Origin of the sequence: Micromonospora sp. CA-240977, from assembly GCF_050942285.1 — a bacterium.
Taxonomy (GTDB): Bacteria; Actinomycetota; Actinomycetes; order Mycobacteriales; family Micromonosporaceae; genus Micromonospora.
This window is the reverse complement of the sequence record NZ_CP192055.1, coordinates 3,184,406-3,200,251: the sequence shown is the minus strand read 5'-3', so window position 1 is coordinate 3,200,251 and position 15,846 is coordinate 3,184,406. Positions and strand designations below refer to the sequence as shown.

Genomic DNA, 15,846 nt, shown 5'->3' with positions numbered 1-15,846 from the left:
GGGATCTCCTAGAGGTGCGCCGAGGCCAGTGCCCGGGCGACGTGATCGGTGGCCGTGATCGCCCCGTACGCGACAAGCCGTACGAGGTCGGCGTCGGCGGGATGGGAGAGCCGCCAGAGACCGACGTCGCCGACGCTGATCGCGCTCGGTGCGAACGCCGCCAGCAGGGCGATCCGTGTTCCGACGCGGTCCCTGCCCGGCACGTCCCGGACCAGGTCGACGGCCCAGTCCGCCGGCCGGGCCGGGAACCGCCCGTCCTCCCACCGCACGGTGGCCGTGACGGTCTGTCGGGCCACGTCGCCCAGCAGGTCCCCGCCCCGCGTGGCGGCGTCCGTCAGGGCCGCGTAGGCGACGCCCACCGGGCTGTCTCCCGCCCAGGCGGGTGACGCCGTCGTGCCGGCGTCCAGGAGCGCGAGACTCCGGCCGGCCTCCTTCGGTTCCCGGGCCGTCCGGGCGGAGAACCAGCCACCGACCGACCGCACCAGAGGGGACCGTTGCAGGCCGCCGGGGAGCAGATCGGGATCGAGCAGGGCGGACACGACCCGGTTGATGAAGTGGAAGGCGAGCAGGGTGCCGGTGACCTCGGGGCGGTACGGGCTGGTCCAGTCGGTGGCCCTGGGGCTGCGGCTCGCCCGCGCCCAGGCGACGAGTTCCGCGTGCCGCGCTTCGGTGGGGATCCCGTCCCGCACGACGGCTTCGGCGAGCTTCGGCTCGCCCAGGGCGTGCAGCAGCATCGCGTGGGCGTCGACGCAGAACTGGCAGCGGTTGGCCCGGGACACCGTCGCCGCGACGAGTTCCCGGTCGACCCGGGAGGCGTTCCCGGCGAGCAGGGCCTCCCGCATCAGGGCCCAGGTCGCGGCCAGCACCTCCGGCACGGCCGCGAGCACTTGGAAGGTGGGCAGTGGGCCGAGGAAGTCGTCCGACATCTGCCGGTAGACCGCCGCGGTCAGGCCGGTAGCGGCCGAGGCTTTCACTGGAGTGAAGAAGCGGTATGTCATGGTCTCGATGCTGGCCTCGACGCGCCGGGAAAACGTCGTGCCGTCGCAGGCACTCGGCCGGCTGCCGCTACCGCGTCCGCGGTACGCCCTCCTACCGCGGGCGGTGGATGCCCGGTGCGGACGGCCCGTTCTACCCTTCGACACATGCGTCGAGATCTGCCGTACGCCCTCAGTGGCCTCGCCCTCGGCGGCCTCCTGCTCGGCAACGCCGCGCTCGTGCCGGACGCCGCGGCGGTTGGCGCGGTCGACGTCGCCCTCGTCCTGGCCATGTCGGTCGCCCTGGCGGTGTGCCGGCGGTACCCGGCGGCGGCGGTGGGCGTGGTGACCGCCGCCATGCTGGCCCTGCACCTCCGGGTGCATCCGGGGGTGTCCGCCGCGTTTCCGGTGCTCGCAGCCGTCTACGTCGCCGCCTGGCGGGGGCAGCGGGCAGCCGCCGCGGTCGCCAGCCTGGTCTTCCTCGGTGGGTTCCTGGCCCGGGACATCTCGATGGCGCCCGCCGGCCAGTTGGTCGTCGAGCGCACGCCCCTGCTGCTTGGCTGGTTCGTGGCGGCCAACGTGGCGGGGCTCGTCGCGCGGCAGCGCCGCGCGTACCTGGAACAGGTCGAGCAGCGGGCGATCGAGGCCGAACGCACCCGCGAGGAGATGGCGTTGCGTCGTGCCGGGGAGGAACGCCTGCGCATCGCCCGCGACCTGCACGACTCCCTGACCCACAGCATCTCCGTGATCAAGGTGCAGGCCGGGATCGCGGTGCACCTCGCCCGCAAGCACGGCGAGGAGCCGTCGGCCACGCTGCTGGCGATCCAGGAGGCCAGCAGCGCCGCGATGCGGGAGCTGCGCACCACGCTCGACGTTCTGCGCTCCCCCGCCGACGAGGACCGGCTCGGGCTGGCCCGGGTGGACGAGCTCGCCGAGCGGACCCGGGCCGCCGGCGTACCGGTGCACGTCACAGTCACCGGTGAGGCCGGGGACCTGCCCGCCGAGGTCGACCAGGCCGGGTTTCGCGTCGTCCAGGAGGCGCTGACCAACGTCGCCCGCCACGCCGGCCCCGCCACCGCGCACGTCCACGTCGAGTACGCCCCGACGCAGCTCACCGTCTCGGTCGCCGACGACGGCCTGGCTTCACCGGCCCACCCGGTGACACCCGGCGTGGGCCTGCGCGGCATGCGGGAACGGGTGACCGGGCTGGGCGGCACGCTGCACGCCGCCGCCGGCAGCGACAGCGGATTCACGGTACGGGCCACGTTCCCGCTGGACGGCCCCGGCGTCCGAACAGCTCGGTCCCCGACGGAGCCGGCACGACCGAACGCCCCGCGCGAGGTCCAGCCAGCACGGTCCGGCACGGGTCGTGGCGGTGCCGACCGGAGGGAGGAGCCGGCATGATCAGGGTTCTGCTCGCCGACGATCAGGCGCTGATGCGGGCCGGTTTCCGGGCCCTGCTCGACGCGGAGGACGACCTGGAGGTCGTCGGCGAGGCCGGCGACGGTGCCGCCGCCGTCCACCTGTCGCGACGCCTGCGCCCGGACGTGGTGCTCATGGACGTGCAGATGCCGGGGCTCGACGGCATCGAAGCCACCCGCCGCATCGCCGCCGATCCGGACCTCGCCGCGGTCCACGTCCTCATCGTCACCAACTACGGGCTCGACTCCTACGTGTTCGCCGCCCTGCGCGCGGGTGCCAGTGGTTTCCTCCTGAAGGACGCGGACCCCGCGGACCTGTTGCAGGCCGTCGGGGTCGTGGCGCGCGGCGACGCACTGCTCGCGCCGGCCGTCACGCGGACGCTCATCAGCGAGTTCGTGTCCGGTCCGCCGCCGGCCGAACCGGCGGCCGGACGCGGTGTGCTCACCGCGCGCGAGCGGGAGATCGTCGAGCTGGTCGGCAACGGGCTGAGCAACGACGAGATCGCCCTGCGCATGGTGATCAGTCCGTTGACCGCCAAGACACATGTCAATCGGGCGATGACGAAGCTGCACTGCCGCGACCGCGCCCAGCTCGTCGTGTGGGCGTACGAGTCGGGCTTGATCACGCCTCGTCGTCGATGATCGCCGGCCGCGGCGGCGGGGGCACCCGTCGACACACGGGGTGGGGCCGACGCACTAGCATTGCCGCCGTCCGACGACGGCTCTGCTGAAACGAGGCGACATGCGTTGGCTCCGGCGGTTGCTGGGCGGTAGGCGGGTCCAGCTCGATCCGGGACGACAGCAGGCGCTGCTCCGCGATGTGCAGCACCGCTACGGCGTCCACGCGCAGATCCGGTTCACCGAGCAGGTCGATGCGCTCACCACCACCCTGGACAGCGACGACGGCCTGGTGGTGGCGGCCCAGATCGTGGGTCAGGTCGCCGACGAGGCGCACGTGGACCTGCAGTCCCAGGCACAGGAGATCCACCGGCGGACGGGCCGGCGGCTGCTCGTGCACCGCCGCAACTACCGGCCGCTGTGGCGGGAGGCCGGGCCCGCGCTGCGGTGGCCGCTGTTCGCGTTGCCGTCCGGCTTCTACCCGTACGCCCAGGTGGCCGCCGCCGTCGCGGTGCTCGGCAGCCGCGCTCCCCGGCTCGACCGGGTGACCGATCCGAATCCGCTCCTGACCCGGGTGTTCGAGGTGCTCGACCTCACCACCGCGGGCTGGGAGTACGGCCGGGTGCGGGTGGACACCGATGCTGCCGCGCTTGCCGATCGACTGATCACGACCGCCGGGAAGGTTCTCGCCGCCATGGACGATCCGCCCCGGCTGCCGCCGTCGGTGCGGGAACTGATGCGCCGCAACAACACCTTCGACGTGCACGACCCGGCCGGCCCCCGGGTGGTGGGTGGGATCAACCTCGGCGCGAAGATGCGGGAGAACTTCCTGGTCTGAGCACCCTCGGGCGCTCCTGATCGGGGCGTCGGTCGGGTCCGCGCGTCGGCTGCCCGCCGGTCACCGGTCGCCGGTCGGCGGTGTTTCCGCTTGTTCGACCTCCTGGATGAGTCGCTTGAGGTGGGCGATCTCGTCGCGCAGGGCGGCGTGACCGGCGGCGGTGAGGGTGACCCAGGTGCGCGGGCGCTTGCCCTCGTAGCCCTTCTCGATGTGGATCAGCTCGGCCTTCTCAAGGACCGTCAGGTGCTGCCCGAGGTTACCGGCGGTCAGCTGCAGGGTGGTACGGAGGAAGCCGAACTCGACCTGGCGGCCCTGGTGCGCGATGGCCATGATGCCGAGCCGGACGCGCTGGTGGACGACGTCGTCGAGGCCGTTGGCGGGGTGATCGGTCATCACGCGCGAACCGCGGGGGTCGGCCGGAACAGGGCGAAGGCGGCGGCGCCCACGAGCAGCACCGCCGCCGGGACGAGCAGGTGCGGCAGGAAGAACCACGGCGACGACGAGTGAATTACCTGGTTGCCCTGCGCCATCCCGATCGCCAGGTAGACAAGGGTGTACGCCAGCAGCGCCCAGTGGCGTTCGACCCAGGCGAGCACCAGCAGCGCCAGCCCGATCGTCGCCAGGGGACTGGCCAGCCCGTTGACGAGCCACGCGGCCGGCCCGACCTCGATCTGCACCGGGTCGGTGGAGAAGGGGTCGGCGGGCTGGGGAAGGAGCGGGTGGAACGTCAACCAGATCGACACGGCTGTCATCAGCACGGCCAACGCGACGCCGACGACGACGTAGGGGCGGATGGGGGTGCCCACGCCGCGCCGTCGGGACTGCCTGATGTAGAAGGCTGCGATCGCCGCGTAGGCGAGCAGCAGCGCGACTGTCCAGTACCCGAGCTCCACCGGGTTGGGCGCCAGGCAGACCGTGTGCTGCGGGCGGGATCGGCAGGTGCCGAAGACGTCGAGGTAGGGGGCGTACCGGTAGACGGGGATCGCTACCAGGGTGATCGTCGCGAAGACCAACAGCGGGAACCAGGTGCCGCGCTGGGCGACCCGGACCCGGCGCGTCAGCTCACGCACGGACGCCAGCAGTTCGTGCGGGCTGCCCGTCTGAGGAACAGGCTCATCTGTCATGAAGTTAGCTTTGCATTACAGACCTAACTGCGCAAGAGAGCGCCGGACACTCTTTCGTGGTCCGTGCGGGGACGGGGACCCGCCGCGACAACTGCGCGCAACCGCTTGCCCGCCCGCCAAACACCGCTCGACCATGTGCTCATGGGGCCGGAGCGTCGTGTCATCCTCGGGGTCGACGTGGGCACCACCGCCGTGCGGGCGGGCGCGTTCGCGCTGGACGGCTCTGCCCGACACGTGCGGACGCGGGCGTACCCGCTGCTCCAACCGCTGCCCGGCTGGCATGTGCAGGACCCCGACGTGCTGGTGGCGGCCACCCTGGCGGCGGTGTCCGCGTGTGTCGCCGACACCGCCGGGGCGGAGGTCGTCGCCGTCGCGGTCAGCTCCCCCAGGTACGGCGTGATCGGGCTGGACACGACGCTCAGCCCGGTGACGCCGCTGCTGACGGGGCGTGACACGCGGTCCGCGGAGGTGGCCCGCGACCTGCGGGTCTCCGGCCAGAGCCGGGAGCTGCACCGGGTTACCGGCTCGCCCGTGCACCCGGGAAGCCCGCTCTGCAAGCTCATCTGGTTCGCCCGCCACGAGCCGTACCTCTGCGCCGCGACGCGGTGGTGGATCGGCCTGAAGGACTACCTGGTCCATCGGCTGACCGGGACGTTGGTGACCGAGCTGTCGTCGGCGTCCGGCACCGGCATGTTCGACGTCCATCGGCGCGTGTGGAGCGCTGACGCACTCGACCTCGTCGGGGTGTCCGGCAGCCAACTGCCAGCGGTCCTGCCCACAACTGGCGTGTTGCGGCTCTCCTCGGCGGCCGGCCAGGCAGTGGGCCTGCCGTCCGGCACACCTGTCGTCGTGGGCGCCGGTGACGGTCCGTCCAGCAGCCTGGGCATGGCGGCGATCGACAGCACCGTCGCCGGTCTGACGCTCGCGGCCACCGGGGCCCTGCGGACGGTCGTCGCGGCTCCGCTCGTCGACCCGGCGGAGACCTTCTCCTGCGCTGCGCTGACCGAGGACGCGTGGGTGGTCGGCGAGACGGTCAACAACGGCGGCAACGTCGTGTGGTGGGCCGGCAGTGTCCTCGAACCCGACTTTCGCCCGGCGTCCGATGACCAGTTCGGCGCGCCAGGGCTCCTGGCCCTCGCCGAACGGATCGCCCCGGGAAGCGACGGACTGGTGATGCTGCCCTATCTGCTGGCCGACCGGGGCCCGGAGGAAGAATGTGGCCCGCCGGGCGCGTACCTGGGGTTGCGCGGCGAGCACTCCCGAGGTCACCTGGTGCGCGCCGCGCTGGAGGGTGTGTGCCTGCAACTCGGCGGCGTCCGTGACCGCCTGGCCGAGCTGACGCCGATCAGCAGCGTGCGGCTGGCCGGCGGCGCCTTTCGTCATCCGCTGTGGCGTGCGGTGATGGCCGCGGTCCTGGACTGTCCGACCCACGTGGCGGGCGAGGACGACGACGCCGCCCTCGGCGCGGCCGCGCTCGGGCTCTTCGCGATCGGCCTCGCCGCCGATCTCAAGGGGGCCGTCGCCCTGCTCGATCCCGAGGGCGCCCGCACCGAGCCGGTCGCTGTCGACCCGACCCTTGCCACCACCTATCGCGGCCTGCGCGGGAAGCTGCCCGCGCTCCGCACGATCGCGGGCCGGATGGGCGAGATCCTCGACGAGGTGGCGGCCGGCCCGGGCGTTGACTGGCGGGCCACCACGGGGCTCCGGGACGTGGTGGGCGGTTGACCGGGCCAGCCGCCCGGCGTCAGTGCTCGGGGTCCTCCTTGACCTGGGCCACGAGCTGGGTCGGGTTGACGTAGCGCAGCGCGACGACGAGCAGCACGAGCATCATCGAGGTGTAGATGACCGCCATGGCGTCGACCGACTGCTGCGCCCTGATGCCGGACGCGGACATCGAGTAGTAGAGCGCCACGACGAGGGTCTGCGAGTCGGGACCCGCGGTCAGGAAGGTGAGCTCGAACATGCCGACGGTCCGGACGAGGACGAGGATCGCGGAGGCGAGGATGCCCGGCACGAGCAACGGCGTGAGGACGCGGAGGAACACGGTGCGCAGACCCGCGCCGCACATCCGCGCGGCGCTCTCGATCCGCGGGTCGATCTGCTCGATGAACGGGGTCATGGTCAGGATGACGAAGGGCACCGATGGTACGAGGTTGGCGAGCACGACCCCGGACATGTGCCCGGCCAGCCCGAACTTGTAGAGGACTGTCGCCAGCGGGATGCCGTACGTGATCGGGGGCATGAGGATGGGCAGCAGGAACACGAGGAAGGTCAGCCGCTTGCCGGGGAAGGACCGCCGGGCGAGGACGTAGGCCGCCGGCACACCGATCAGCAGCGAGAGGCCCACGACGAGTACGGAGACCTCCAGTGTCACGACGATGACCTGGAGCAGCGCGAACTCGTCCCAGGCCCGCCCGTACCAGTTGGTGGTGTAGCCGTCCGGGAGCCAGGTGTCGAACCAGCGCCTGCCGAACGAGCTGACCAGCACGGACGCCACGACGCCCAGCAGGTTGAGGAAGAAGAAGATGACGACGCCCCACACGATCCAGGCGGCCGGCCGGGCGGTGACGCGCCGACGCCGGTCGTCGGTGGCGGGAGGTCGCGCCGGTGGCGCCTGCGTGATCGAAGCCATCAGCCCTTGCCTCCGGTGGCGCCGGTGTAGAAACGACTGCGCGCGGCAAGCACCACCGCGATGACGACCAACTCGACGAATCCCATGATCATTGCGATCGCCGACGCGTACGGGTAGTCGTACTGCTCGTACGCCGCCTGGTAGGCGGCGAGGGAGATGACCCGGGTCTCACCGGCCGGGTTGCCGACCAGGACGGCCGACGGGAACACGCTGAACGCCAGCACGAACGTCAGGCAGAAGGTGGTGGCCAGACCCGGCATCAGCAGCGGGAGGGTGATCCGCGTGAACCGCCGACGCCAGTCCGCCCCCAACGTCGCGGCCGCCCGTTCCAGGGTCGGGTCGATCCCGGAGAGGTAGGAGAGCACCAGCAGGAACGCGAACGGAAACCCGGTGATCACCAGCGAGAAAAACACACCCCAGTAGTTGTGCGTCAGTCGTACCGGCTCGTCGACGAGGTTCGTGGCGAGCAGGATCCGGTTGAACCAACCGGTCGGGCCGAGGAAGTTCAGCAGCCCCTGGGCGGTGAGGACGGTGCCCAGCGTGATCGGCACGACCAGCAGCGTGGTGACCAACCGCTTGCCCCGGAACCGGCCGCGCATCCGGTAGGCGATCGGCACGGCGGCGAGGACGTTCAGGAGCGCGGCGGGGAGCGCGATCCGCAGCGTGATCCAGATCGTGCCCCGCTCGTAGGCGTCGGAGAAGAACCGGGCGTAGTCGCTGAACGGCCCGCCGTCGGTCGGCTGGAACGAGAGCGTCAACCCGTAGAAGAACGGGTAGAGGAACAGGGCGATGACGAAGACCAGCGCCGGGACCAACAGAATGAGCTGACGGTCGATGCCCCGCTCGGCGAGACGGTGTTGCCAGTGCGCCACCGGTCGGCCGGGTCCGGCGGCGCTCACCGGGTCGCCGCCGAGGCGTCCGCGAGGCGGTCGGTCTCCGCTGTCGCGCCGGCGGGATAGACAAGCAGCCGCTGCGGGTCGATGGCGAGCTTGACCTGGTCACCGGGCGCGATCCGCTGCTCGGTACGCAGGTGCAGCGACTGGCCCGTGTCGGTACGCGCCTCGGCCGCCAACTCGCGGCCCTGATACTCCACCACCTCGATGGTCGCCGACAGGGCGTTGGCGGTCCCCCCGGCCCCGTCGACGCGGATGTCCTCGGGACGTACCGCTACCACCACGTCCGCGCCGTTGGCAGGGTCGCCGACGGCCTCGCCGAGCAGGCGTTGACCGGACGACTCGACGGTGGCCCTGGTGCCGTCGCGCCGCACGACCCGGCCCCGCCACAGGTTCCGGTAGCCCATGAAGTCGGCGACGTGCCAGTTCGCCGGCCGGGTGTGCAACTCGCGTGGTGACCCGATCTGCTGGACCCGCCCCTCCCGCAGCACCACCAGCCGGTCGGCCAGGGAGAGCGCCTCCTCCTGGTCGTGCGTGACGTAGACGGTGGTGAGCCCCAGCGACTGGTGCAGCCGGCGAATCTCGGTACGCATCTCCAGCCGCAGTTTGGCGTCGAGGTTGCTCAACGGCTCGTCCATCAGCACCAGCGACGGCTCGAACACGACGGCGCGGGCGATGGCGACGCGTTGCTGCTGACCACCGGACAGCTGACCGGGCAGCTTGTCGACGTGGTCCTCGAGCCGCACCAGCCGCACCGCCTCCGCCGTACGCCGGCGCGTCTCCTCCTTCGGCAGCCGCCGCATGCGCAGCCCGAAGGCGATGTTCGCCCGTACCGTCAGGTGTGGGAAGAGGGCGTAGCTCTGGAACACCATGCCGAAGCCCCGGCGCTCCGGCGGCAGGGTGTCGATCCGCCGCTCGTCCTGCCAGATGCTCCCCCGGGTCAACGGCAGGAGCCCGGCCAGGCAGTTCAGGGCTGTCGACTTGCCACAGCCGGACGGGCCGAGCAGGGCGATGAACTCGCCCGTCCCGATGGTGAGGTCCAGGTCGGTGAGCGCGTCCTGGCCGCCGAACCGGCGGGACACCCCGTCCAACCGCAGGTGGGAGAAGGCACTCATCCCTGCTTGACCTTCCCGCCGCCGATCTCGCGGTCCCACCTGTTGAACGCGGCGACGAGGCTCTTCGCGTCGAGCGGCACCTCGGTCGGGTTGCCGGCGATCAGCGCGTCGTACTCGGGGCGGCCGTACTCCCGGATCGCGTCCTGGCTCTTCTGCGGCGCCGAGGCGAGCCCGACGTCCCGCACCGCCGGGCCCGGGTAGAAGTAGCCCTCGTCGTACGCCTTGGCCTGTTGTTCGGGAGTGAGCATGAACGCCAGCAGGGCCAGCACCGCCGCCTGGGTGTCGGTCGAGACGCCCTTGGGCAGCACGGCGTAGTGCGCGTCGGTGACCCAGTGGAAGCCCTCGATCGTGGCGATCCTGGCCTCCTTCGGCACCGTGCCCAGCACCCGGGGGTTGATGTCCCAGCCGGTCGTGCTGACGATCAGGTGAGCCGTGCCGTTGGCGAGGTTCTTCATCGTCTCGGTGGTGCCGGACGGGTAGTAGTCCACGTACTGACCGAGCTCCTTGAGGAAGGCCCAGGTCTTGTCCCACCCCGCGGTGGGATCCTTGGGATTGGCGTCGCCCAGGATGTAGGGCAACCCCATCAGGAACGTTCGACCGGGGCCGGAGTTGGCCGGCCGGGCGTACTGGAACTTCTTGGGGTTGGCCTTGGCCCAGGCGAGCAGGGCCGCCGCGGTGGTCGGCGGCGCGGCCAGGCGGGCCGGCAGGTATTCCAGCAGCGGGCCGGACGGGTAGTAGGTGACAGTGACGCCGGCGTTGCCGGCGAGCTGCTGCATCGCCGCGGCCGGTTCCAGGTAGTCGCGCATGCCGCCGAGGCGGTCCTGGAACGTCGGCAACAGGTCGAGCCAGAGCCCCTGTTCGATCCCCGCCGCCAGCCCGTCGACGCCGGTCAGCACGAGACCGATGTCCACCCGGTCCGCGCCCTGCTGAGCCTTGATCTTGCCGGCCAGCTCCGGTGCCGGCGCCTTCGAATAGGTCACCCGGGAGATCACGTCGGGGTTCTTGGCGACGAAGTCGTCGATCATCCCCTGGGTGAGCTGTAGGTTGCCGGCAACGTCGAGGACATTGAGCGGCACGGCCCGACCGGGCCGCTGCGGCACCTCGCCCGTGGTGTCGCCGGTGGCCTTGCCGGGACCGTCCGGTGCTCCGCACCCGACGGTGCCCACGATGAGCGACGATGCCGTGACCAGGAGAGCGCCGCGCCGCGTCATACCCATGAGCTGTTCCCTTCATCGACTACCCGGGCCGGCCAGGTAGGTCCACGTCGTGCTCAGGTGGGGTCGCCAGGACGCGCCATCCCTGAGGCATTCAGGCAGCCGGCGGGGCGCGACGGCAACGGGTTGCCATGTATTTCCTCGCGTGAATGCGTGAGTGGCACCGGTTTGTTGCGAGGGCATTGCCGAGCACTCACCGCCGTCATACCATGATCACGGCGCGTAGCCGGGAGGAGCATGCAGATGCCCGACCACACCAGGCCGCCCGACAAGAGGGTCACGATCTACGACGTCGCGATCGAAGCCGACGTCTCACCGTCCACCGTGTCCCGCGCCTTCTCCAGGCCGAGCCGCGTCAACTCCGAGACCGCCGAGCGGGTCCGGCAGGTCGCCGAGCGGCTGGGCTACCGGACCAGCCCGCTGGCACGCACCCTCGGCACGGCCCGCACGCACATGATCGCGCTTGTCATCGCCGACATCACCAACCCGGTGTACGCCGAGATCGTGCGCGGCGTGCAGGAGGCGGCGACGGACGGCGAATACACCACAGTGCTTATCGACGCCCAGGAGTCCGACCGACTGGAACGGGCGGCGGTCGAACGCACCATGTCGACAGTCGACGGCATCGTGCTGGGCAGCAGCCGGATGTCCGACTCGGCCATCCGGATGTTCGCCAAGCAGCGACCGGTGGTGGTCCTCAACCGCGCCATCGCCGACGTGCCCTGCGTCGTGACGGACAACCCTAGGGGTGTCCGGAGGGCCGTCGAACACCTCGGTGAGCTGGGGCACGACCACATCACGTACGTCGCCGGGCCGGAGGCCTCCTGGCCCAACGGCATCCGCTGGCGGTCGCTGCTCGAGGCCGGCATGGAGCTGGAGATCAAGGTACGCCAGATCGGCCCCTTCAGCCCCACCATCGCGGGCGGCGAACGGGCCGCCGAGGAGTTGTGCGCCCGGCCGGCAACCGCCGTGCTCGCCTTCAACGACCAGATGGCGATCGGCCTCATCCGCGGTCTCGGCAAGCGGGGCGTCGACATTCCGGGCGACGTCAGCATCGTGGGTTTCGACAACATCGTCGCGGCCGACCTCGTCACACCCGGGCTGACCACTGTCGCGGCGCCCCTCTACGCGGAGGGCTCGGCCGCGACCCGACACCTGCTCACGATGATCGAGGGGGCACCCGGGCACACCGGTCGACCGATGGTCCTTCCGGTACGCCTCGTGGTCCGCGACTCGACGGCCGCCCGCAACCCGAACCCGGGTCGGGCACGACAGCCGTGGGCGCGCCAGCGACCGACGCCCCACCCGGCGGCGCACCTGTGGTGAGGGCGCCCGGCCCCGCGACAAGAAACGACAACTCGTTGCCCAGTCCGGGACGCCCCGTTCACCATCGGCACACCGCCCATCCAGCCACGTCACCGCGATCGGGAGACGGGTCCATCGACGTCTCGAGCGGACAACAGAGGAGAAGGCAATGAACCGAGGTTCGGTGCCCAGGCTGCGGCGAGTCCTCACCGTGCTCGGCACGGTGCTCGCCACTGTCGCGGCCACCCTCGCCGTCGCCACCACCCCCGCCGTCGCCACCACCCCCGCCACCGCGGCCCAGTCGCCGGACGACTACAGCGGCTCCGACCTGTGGTTGCGATACGTGCCGGTCAGCGACGCGAAGCTGCTGCGCGACTACCGCCGCACCGTCACGACGATCGTTGTCGAGAACGCCGACACCAATCGGGTCCACCGGCACACGACCGACCTCGCCATGGCGCCCGGCTCCACCGAGAAGCTCGCCGAGACCACGCTCGGCGCGGCCCGGGACGAGCTGGTGCGCGGCCTGGGCGGGCTCCTCGACCGGACGACACCCGTGACGACGGTCAGCGGCGACCGGATCCCGGACGGCGCGGTCGTGGTGGGCACGCCGGCAAGCTCGCCGCTCGTGCGCCGCCTCATCCCGACCCGCGACCTGGCCACTGTCGGCGACGAGGGCTACCTCGTCCGCTCGCTGTCGCGCGGCAGGGACCGGTTCACCGTCATCGCCGGCAACACCCACCTCGGCGCGCTCTACGGGACCTACGCCTTCCTGCGGCTGGCGCAGACGCAGAAGCCCATCGACCACCTCCGGGTCGCGGAGTCACCGAAGATCAAGCATCGACTGCTGAACAACTGGGAGACCGAGCGCCTCTACGCCGGCAACAACGCCTCCGGACTGGGCGGGTTGAACGGGGAGAGCGGGGCGATCTTCAACTTCGCGGCGACCGGAGCGAGCGCCGGCGCCAACCTGCCCGTCATCCTCGACCGCTACCTCGTCGTGGCCCGCGCGCTGGCGTCTCTCGGCATCAACGGCATCACCATCAACAACGTCAACGCCGACAATGCGTACCTGACGAGCGCGCGGATCGCGCAGGAGGCCGCCCTCGCCGACGCCCTGCGTCCGTACGGCATCAAGCTGGGCCTGTCGATCCGCTACACCGCCCCCACGGACAGCCGGTTCGCACCGGACACGCTGACCAACAGCCAACTCGACCCGTACGGCGCCGACTTCCGGGGCTGGTGGCAGCGCCGGGCGCAGCAGATCCAGGCCGCCATCCCGGACTTCATGGGCTTCACGGTGAAGGCCAACTCGGAGGGCCAGCCCGGGCCACAGGACTTCGGGTACGACCACGGCGACGGCGCCAACGCCATCGGCGCGGCGGTCGCGCCACTCGGCATGACCGTCCACTGGCGGACGTTCGTCTACAACGCCGAGGTCGACAACGACCGGCTCAAGCGGGCCTACCTGGAGTTCGGGCCGATCGACGACGAGGTCCAACCGGACGGCACCAGAGGACGCTTCGCCGACAACGTGTTCCTACAGACCAAGAACGGGCCGTTGGACTTCCAGGCCCGGGAGCCCATCCATCCGATGTTCGGCCGGATGGAGAACACCAACCAGGCCCTGGAGCTCCAGGTCACGCAGGAGTACACGGGTCAGAACTGGATGCTGACCTACCTCGGCCCGATGTACGAGGAGATCCTCAAGACCGACACGTACGCGACCGACGAGCACGGCAAGCTGCTGCGCGAGCGCCTGGTCGGCGACATCGTCGACGGGACCGCCCAGCACCATCGGGACACCGCGATCGTCGGTGTCGCCAATCTCGGCAACGCCGACAACCTGACCGGGCACCACTTCTCCCAGGCGAACCTCTTCGCCTTCGGCCGGCAGGCGTGGGACTGGACGCTCGACTCGTCGGACATCGCGACGGACTGGGTCCGCATGACCTGGAGCAACGACCGTCGTGTCGTCGACACCATCCGGAAGATGATGATGGGGTCGTGGGAGGCGTTGGTGAGCTACCAGACGCCGCTGGGCATCGGCCACCAGTTCGCCGAGGGCGCCCACTACCGCCCCGACCCGGCCGACTGGGCGGGCCGCGACGACTGGAGCCCGGTCTACTACAACCAGGCCGACAGCGTCGGTCTCGGCTTCGACCGCTCCCCGACCGGCAGCAACCTGGCCGCCCAGTACTTCCCCCGGCTCCAGCGGCGGTACGGGGACATCGACTCGGTTCCGGAGAACCTGCTGATGTGGTTCCACCACGTGCCGTGGGGCCATCGGATGGACAGCGGCCGAACGTTCTGGGACGAGCTGGTCTACCGCTACCAGATGGGCGTCCAGTACGTGACCTGGATGCGGGAGACCTGGGAGACGCTCGGGACCGACATCGACGCGCGGCGGTTCGCCGAGGTACGCGCCAAGCTGGCCGTCCACGAGGCGGACGCCGCCGACTGGCGGGACACGTCGGTGACGTACTGGAAGGAGTTCAGCGGGCGGGACATCCCGGTCGACGACGCGCCCCTCTCGGCGAAGATCGTCGTCAACGGTACGGAGTTCGGCGGCTTCAACCTGTCCGACACGTCGTACACCATTCCGGTGCCGGCCGGCGGCTCGCCCACCATCACGAAGGTGCGGACGACCGACCGGAAGGCGCGCTACCAGATCGTGTCCCAGGCGGCGAGCGTTCCCGGGCAGGCGATCGTCAAGGTCACGACGGAGAGCTTCTTCGGCCCACTGGTGAAGAACTACGTCTTCAACCTGGTGCCCGACACGACGCTGACGAGCCTGCGCGTCGACGGCGAGCCGCTGAGCTCCTTCGCACCGACGGTGCTGCACTACAACGCCCTCATGCCGGCCGGCACCACGGCGGTGCCGACGGTCACCGCCGTTGCCGCCGATCCCGCCGCCACCGTCGCGGTCGAGCAGGCGGACAGCGCCACCGGGCAGGCTCGGGTCACCGTCACGAACGGCGCGGCGACGTCGGTCTACACGGTGGACCTGAACACCACGAGCACGGGCAGCGACGAGTTCGGCGCGACCCCGCTCGGCGCCCAGTGGCAGTGGGTACGACCGGACGAGAGCCGGTGGCGACTGGCCGACGGCTCGCTTGTCATCACCGCGCAGCAGGGTGACCTGCAGGGCGCCACCAACACCGCGAAGAACCTGGCCCTCCAGGACGTCGACGGTGACTGGACCGCGGAATCCAGGATCGTCTTCTCCCGCCCGCTGGCCAACAACAACGAACAGGGCGGCGTCATCGGGTACGCCGACGACAACAACTACGTGAAGCTCGCCTGGGAGATGGGCAGCGCCACAGCGGCAGTCAACAAGGTGCGGATCGTCCTGCTCCGCGAGCAGAACGGCGCGACGTCGACGGTGGAGATCACCGGCGCGGACGCCCAGCGGATCGTCGGGGCCGACGGCGCCATCTGGCTGCGACTCGCCAAGATCGGAGACACCTACCGCGCCTACTACTCACGCGACGGGAAGGTCTACCGCTTCATCGGCTCCACGACGTTGGACGCCGAGCCGACGAAGGCCGGGCTGCTGGCCTTCAACCGGGCCGGCACCTCCACCGACCTCGACGTCTCGTTCGACTACTTCCGGATCGAGAGCCGGGGTGAGCGCATCCGCTGACGCCCGACGGACGACGTCCGGGCCCGTCCCCCAGTGGGGGACGGGCCCGGACGCGTTCACCGGTGC

General features: G+C 70.9%; 13 protein-coding genes. 6 read left to right on the top strand and 7 right to left on the bottom strand.

Annotated elements, in window-relative coordinates:
• Positions 1-8: 8 nt before the first annotated feature.
• Positions 9-998, bottom strand: coding sequence for a carboxymuconolactone decarboxylase family protein (locus ACQPWW_RS14620; protein ID WP_433132992.1), 990 nt, complete (start codon positions 996-998; stop codon positions 9-11).
• A 144-nt stretch (positions 999-1,142) separates the two neighbouring features.
• On the opposite strand from ACQPWW_RS14620, the gene ACQPWW_RS14615 reads away from it, so the two are divergent.
• The 3 genes from ACQPWW_RS14615 to ACQPWW_RS14605 all read left to right on the top strand — a co-directional run bounded on the left by ACQPWW_RS14615 (position 1,143) and on the right by ACQPWW_RS14605 (position 3,851).
• Positions 1,143-2,378, top strand: a complete 1,236-nt coding sequence (locus ACQPWW_RS14615) for a sensor histidine kinase (RefSeq protein ID WP_433132990.1) — start codon at positions 1,143-1,145, stop codon at positions 2,376-2,378.
• Positions 2,375-3,037 (top strand): response regulator, encoded by a 663-nt coding sequence (locus ACQPWW_RS14610; protein WP_433132988.1) that lies wholly within the window; start codon positions 2,375-2,377, stop codon positions 3,035-3,037. The genes ACQPWW_RS14615 and ACQPWW_RS14610 overlap by 4 nt, the downstream gene beginning before the upstream one ends.
• Positions 3,038-3,137: 100 nt before the next feature.
• Positions 3,138-3,851: a hypothetical protein gene (locus ACQPWW_RS14605; protein WP_433132986.1), complete on the top strand. Its 714-nt coding sequence runs from the start codon at positions 3,138-3,140 to the stop codon at positions 3,849-3,851.
• A gap of 60 nt (positions 3,852-3,911) precedes the next feature.
• On the opposite strand, the gene ACQPWW_RS14600 is transcribed toward ACQPWW_RS14605, so the two are convergent.
• Together ACQPWW_RS14600 and ACQPWW_RS14595 are read right to left on the bottom strand one after the other, a co-directional pair.
• Complete coding sequence (locus ACQPWW_RS14600) at positions 3,912-4,244, bottom strand: winged helix-turn-helix domain-containing protein (RefSeq protein ID WP_433132984.1); 333 nt, start codon at positions 4,242-4,244, stop codon at positions 3,912-3,914.
• Positions 4,244-4,975, bottom strand: coding sequence for a hypothetical protein (locus ACQPWW_RS14595; protein ID WP_433132982.1), 732 nt, complete (start codon positions 4,973-4,975; stop codon positions 4,244-4,246). The genes ACQPWW_RS14600 and ACQPWW_RS14595 overlap by 1 nt, the downstream gene beginning before the upstream one ends.
• Before the next feature lie 141 nt (positions 4,976-5,116).
• On the opposite strand from ACQPWW_RS14595, the gene ACQPWW_RS14590 reads away from it, so the two are divergent.
• The gene (locus tag ACQPWW_RS14590; RefSeq protein ID WP_433132980.1) at positions 5,117-6,700 is read left to right on the top strand and encodes a gluconokinase; all 1,584 of its coding nucleotides are present in this window, start codon (positions 5,117-5,119) and stop codon (positions 6,698-6,700) included.
• A gap of 19 nt (positions 6,701-6,719) precedes the next feature.
• Here the strand turns inward: ACQPWW_RS14590 and ACQPWW_RS14585 are convergent, their stop codons facing one another.
• Genes ACQPWW_RS14585 through ACQPWW_RS14570 form a run of 4 tightly spaced genes read right to left on the bottom strand, consistent with a single transcriptional unit; the run spans position 6,720 to position 10,832 of the window.
• Positions 6,720-7,607, bottom strand: coding sequence for an ABC transporter permease (locus ACQPWW_RS14585; RefSeq protein WP_433132978.1), 888 nt, complete (start codon positions 7,605-7,607; stop codon positions 6,720-6,722).
• The gene (locus ACQPWW_RS14580; protein WP_433132976.1) at positions 7,607-8,506 is read right to left on the bottom strand and encodes an ABC transporter permease; all 900 of its coding nucleotides are present in this window, start codon (positions 8,504-8,506) and stop codon (positions 7,607-7,609) included. The genes ACQPWW_RS14585 and ACQPWW_RS14580 overlap by 1 nt, the downstream gene beginning before the upstream one ends.
• Positions 8,503-9,615 (bottom strand): ABC transporter ATP-binding protein, encoded by a 1,113-nt coding sequence (locus ACQPWW_RS14575; protein WP_433132974.1) that lies wholly within the window; start codon positions 9,613-9,615, stop codon positions 8,503-8,505. The genes ACQPWW_RS14580 and ACQPWW_RS14575 overlap by 4 nt, the downstream gene beginning before the upstream one ends.
• Positions 9,612-10,832, bottom strand: a complete 1,221-nt coding sequence (locus ACQPWW_RS14570; protein WP_433132972.1) for an extracellular solute-binding protein — start codon at positions 10,830-10,832, stop codon at positions 9,612-9,614. The genes ACQPWW_RS14575 and ACQPWW_RS14570 overlap by 4 nt, the downstream gene beginning before the upstream one ends.
• A 240-nt stretch (positions 10,833-11,072) precedes the next feature.
• Between ACQPWW_RS14570 and ACQPWW_RS14565 the strand changes: the two genes are divergently transcribed.
• Positions 11,073-12,155 carry a LacI family DNA-binding transcriptional regulator gene (locus ACQPWW_RS14565; RefSeq protein ID WP_433132970.1) on the top strand — a complete coding sequence of 361 codons (1,083 nt, stop codon included), beginning with the start codon at positions 11,073-11,075 and terminating at the stop codon, positions 12,153-12,155.
• Between the two features lie 148 nt (positions 12,156-12,303).
• Positions 12,304-15,780: an alpha-glucuronidase family glycosyl hydrolase gene (locus tag ACQPWW_RS14560; protein WP_433132968.1), complete on the top strand. Its 3,477-nt coding sequence runs from the start codon at positions 12,304-12,306 to the stop codon at positions 15,778-15,780.
• The last annotated feature ends 66 nt before the right edge of the window (positions 15,781-15,846 follow it).

Bases quoted from the DNA above. Each gene is read 5' to 3' on its own strand.
- ACQPWW_RS14560 (WP_433132968.1), top strand. From the start codon at position 12,304: ATGAACCGAGGTTCGGTGCCCAGGCTGCGGCGAGTCCTCACCGTGCTC.
- ACQPWW_RS14585 (WP_433132978.1), bottom strand. From the start codon at position 7,607: ATGGCTTCGATCACGCAGGCGCCACCGGCGCGACCTCCCGCCACCGAC.
- ACQPWW_RS14620 (WP_433132992.1), bottom strand. From the start codon at position 998: ATGACATACCGCTTCTTCACTCCAGTGAAAGCCTCGGCCGCTACCGGC.
- ACQPWW_RS14595 (WP_433132982.1), bottom strand. From the start codon at position 4,975: ATGACAGATGAGCCTGTTCCTCAGACGGGCAGCCCGCACGAACTGCTG.
- ACQPWW_RS14600 (WP_433132984.1), bottom strand. From the start codon at position 4,244: ATGACCGATCACCCCGCCAACGGCCTCGACGACGTCGTCCACCAGCGC.
- ACQPWW_RS14575 (WP_433132974.1), bottom strand. From the start codon at position 9,615: ATGAGTGCCTTCTCCCACCTGCGGTTGGACGGGGTGTCCCGCCGGTTC.
- ACQPWW_RS14565 (WP_433132970.1), top strand. From the start codon at position 11,073: ATGCCCGACCACACCAGGCCGCCCGACAAGAGGGTCACGATCTACGAC.
- ACQPWW_RS14615 (WP_433132990.1), top strand. From the start codon at position 1,143: ATGCGTCGAGATCTGCCGTACGCCCTCAGTGGCCTCGCCCTCGGCGGC.
- ACQPWW_RS14605 (WP_433132986.1), top strand. From the start codon at position 3,138: ATGCGTTGGCTCCGGCGGTTGCTGGGCGGTAGGCGGGTCCAGCTCGAT.
- ACQPWW_RS14570 (WP_433132972.1), bottom strand. From the start codon at position 10,832: ATGGGTATGACGCGGCGCGGCGCTCTCCTGGTCACGGCATCGTCGCTC.
- ACQPWW_RS14610 (WP_433132988.1), top strand. From the start codon at position 2,375: ATGATCAGGGTTCTGCTCGCCGACGATCAGGCGCTGATGCGGGCCGGT.
- ACQPWW_RS14590 (WP_433132980.1), top strand. From the start codon at position 5,117: ATGGGGCCGGAGCGTCGTGTCATCCTCGGGGTCGACGTGGGCACCACC.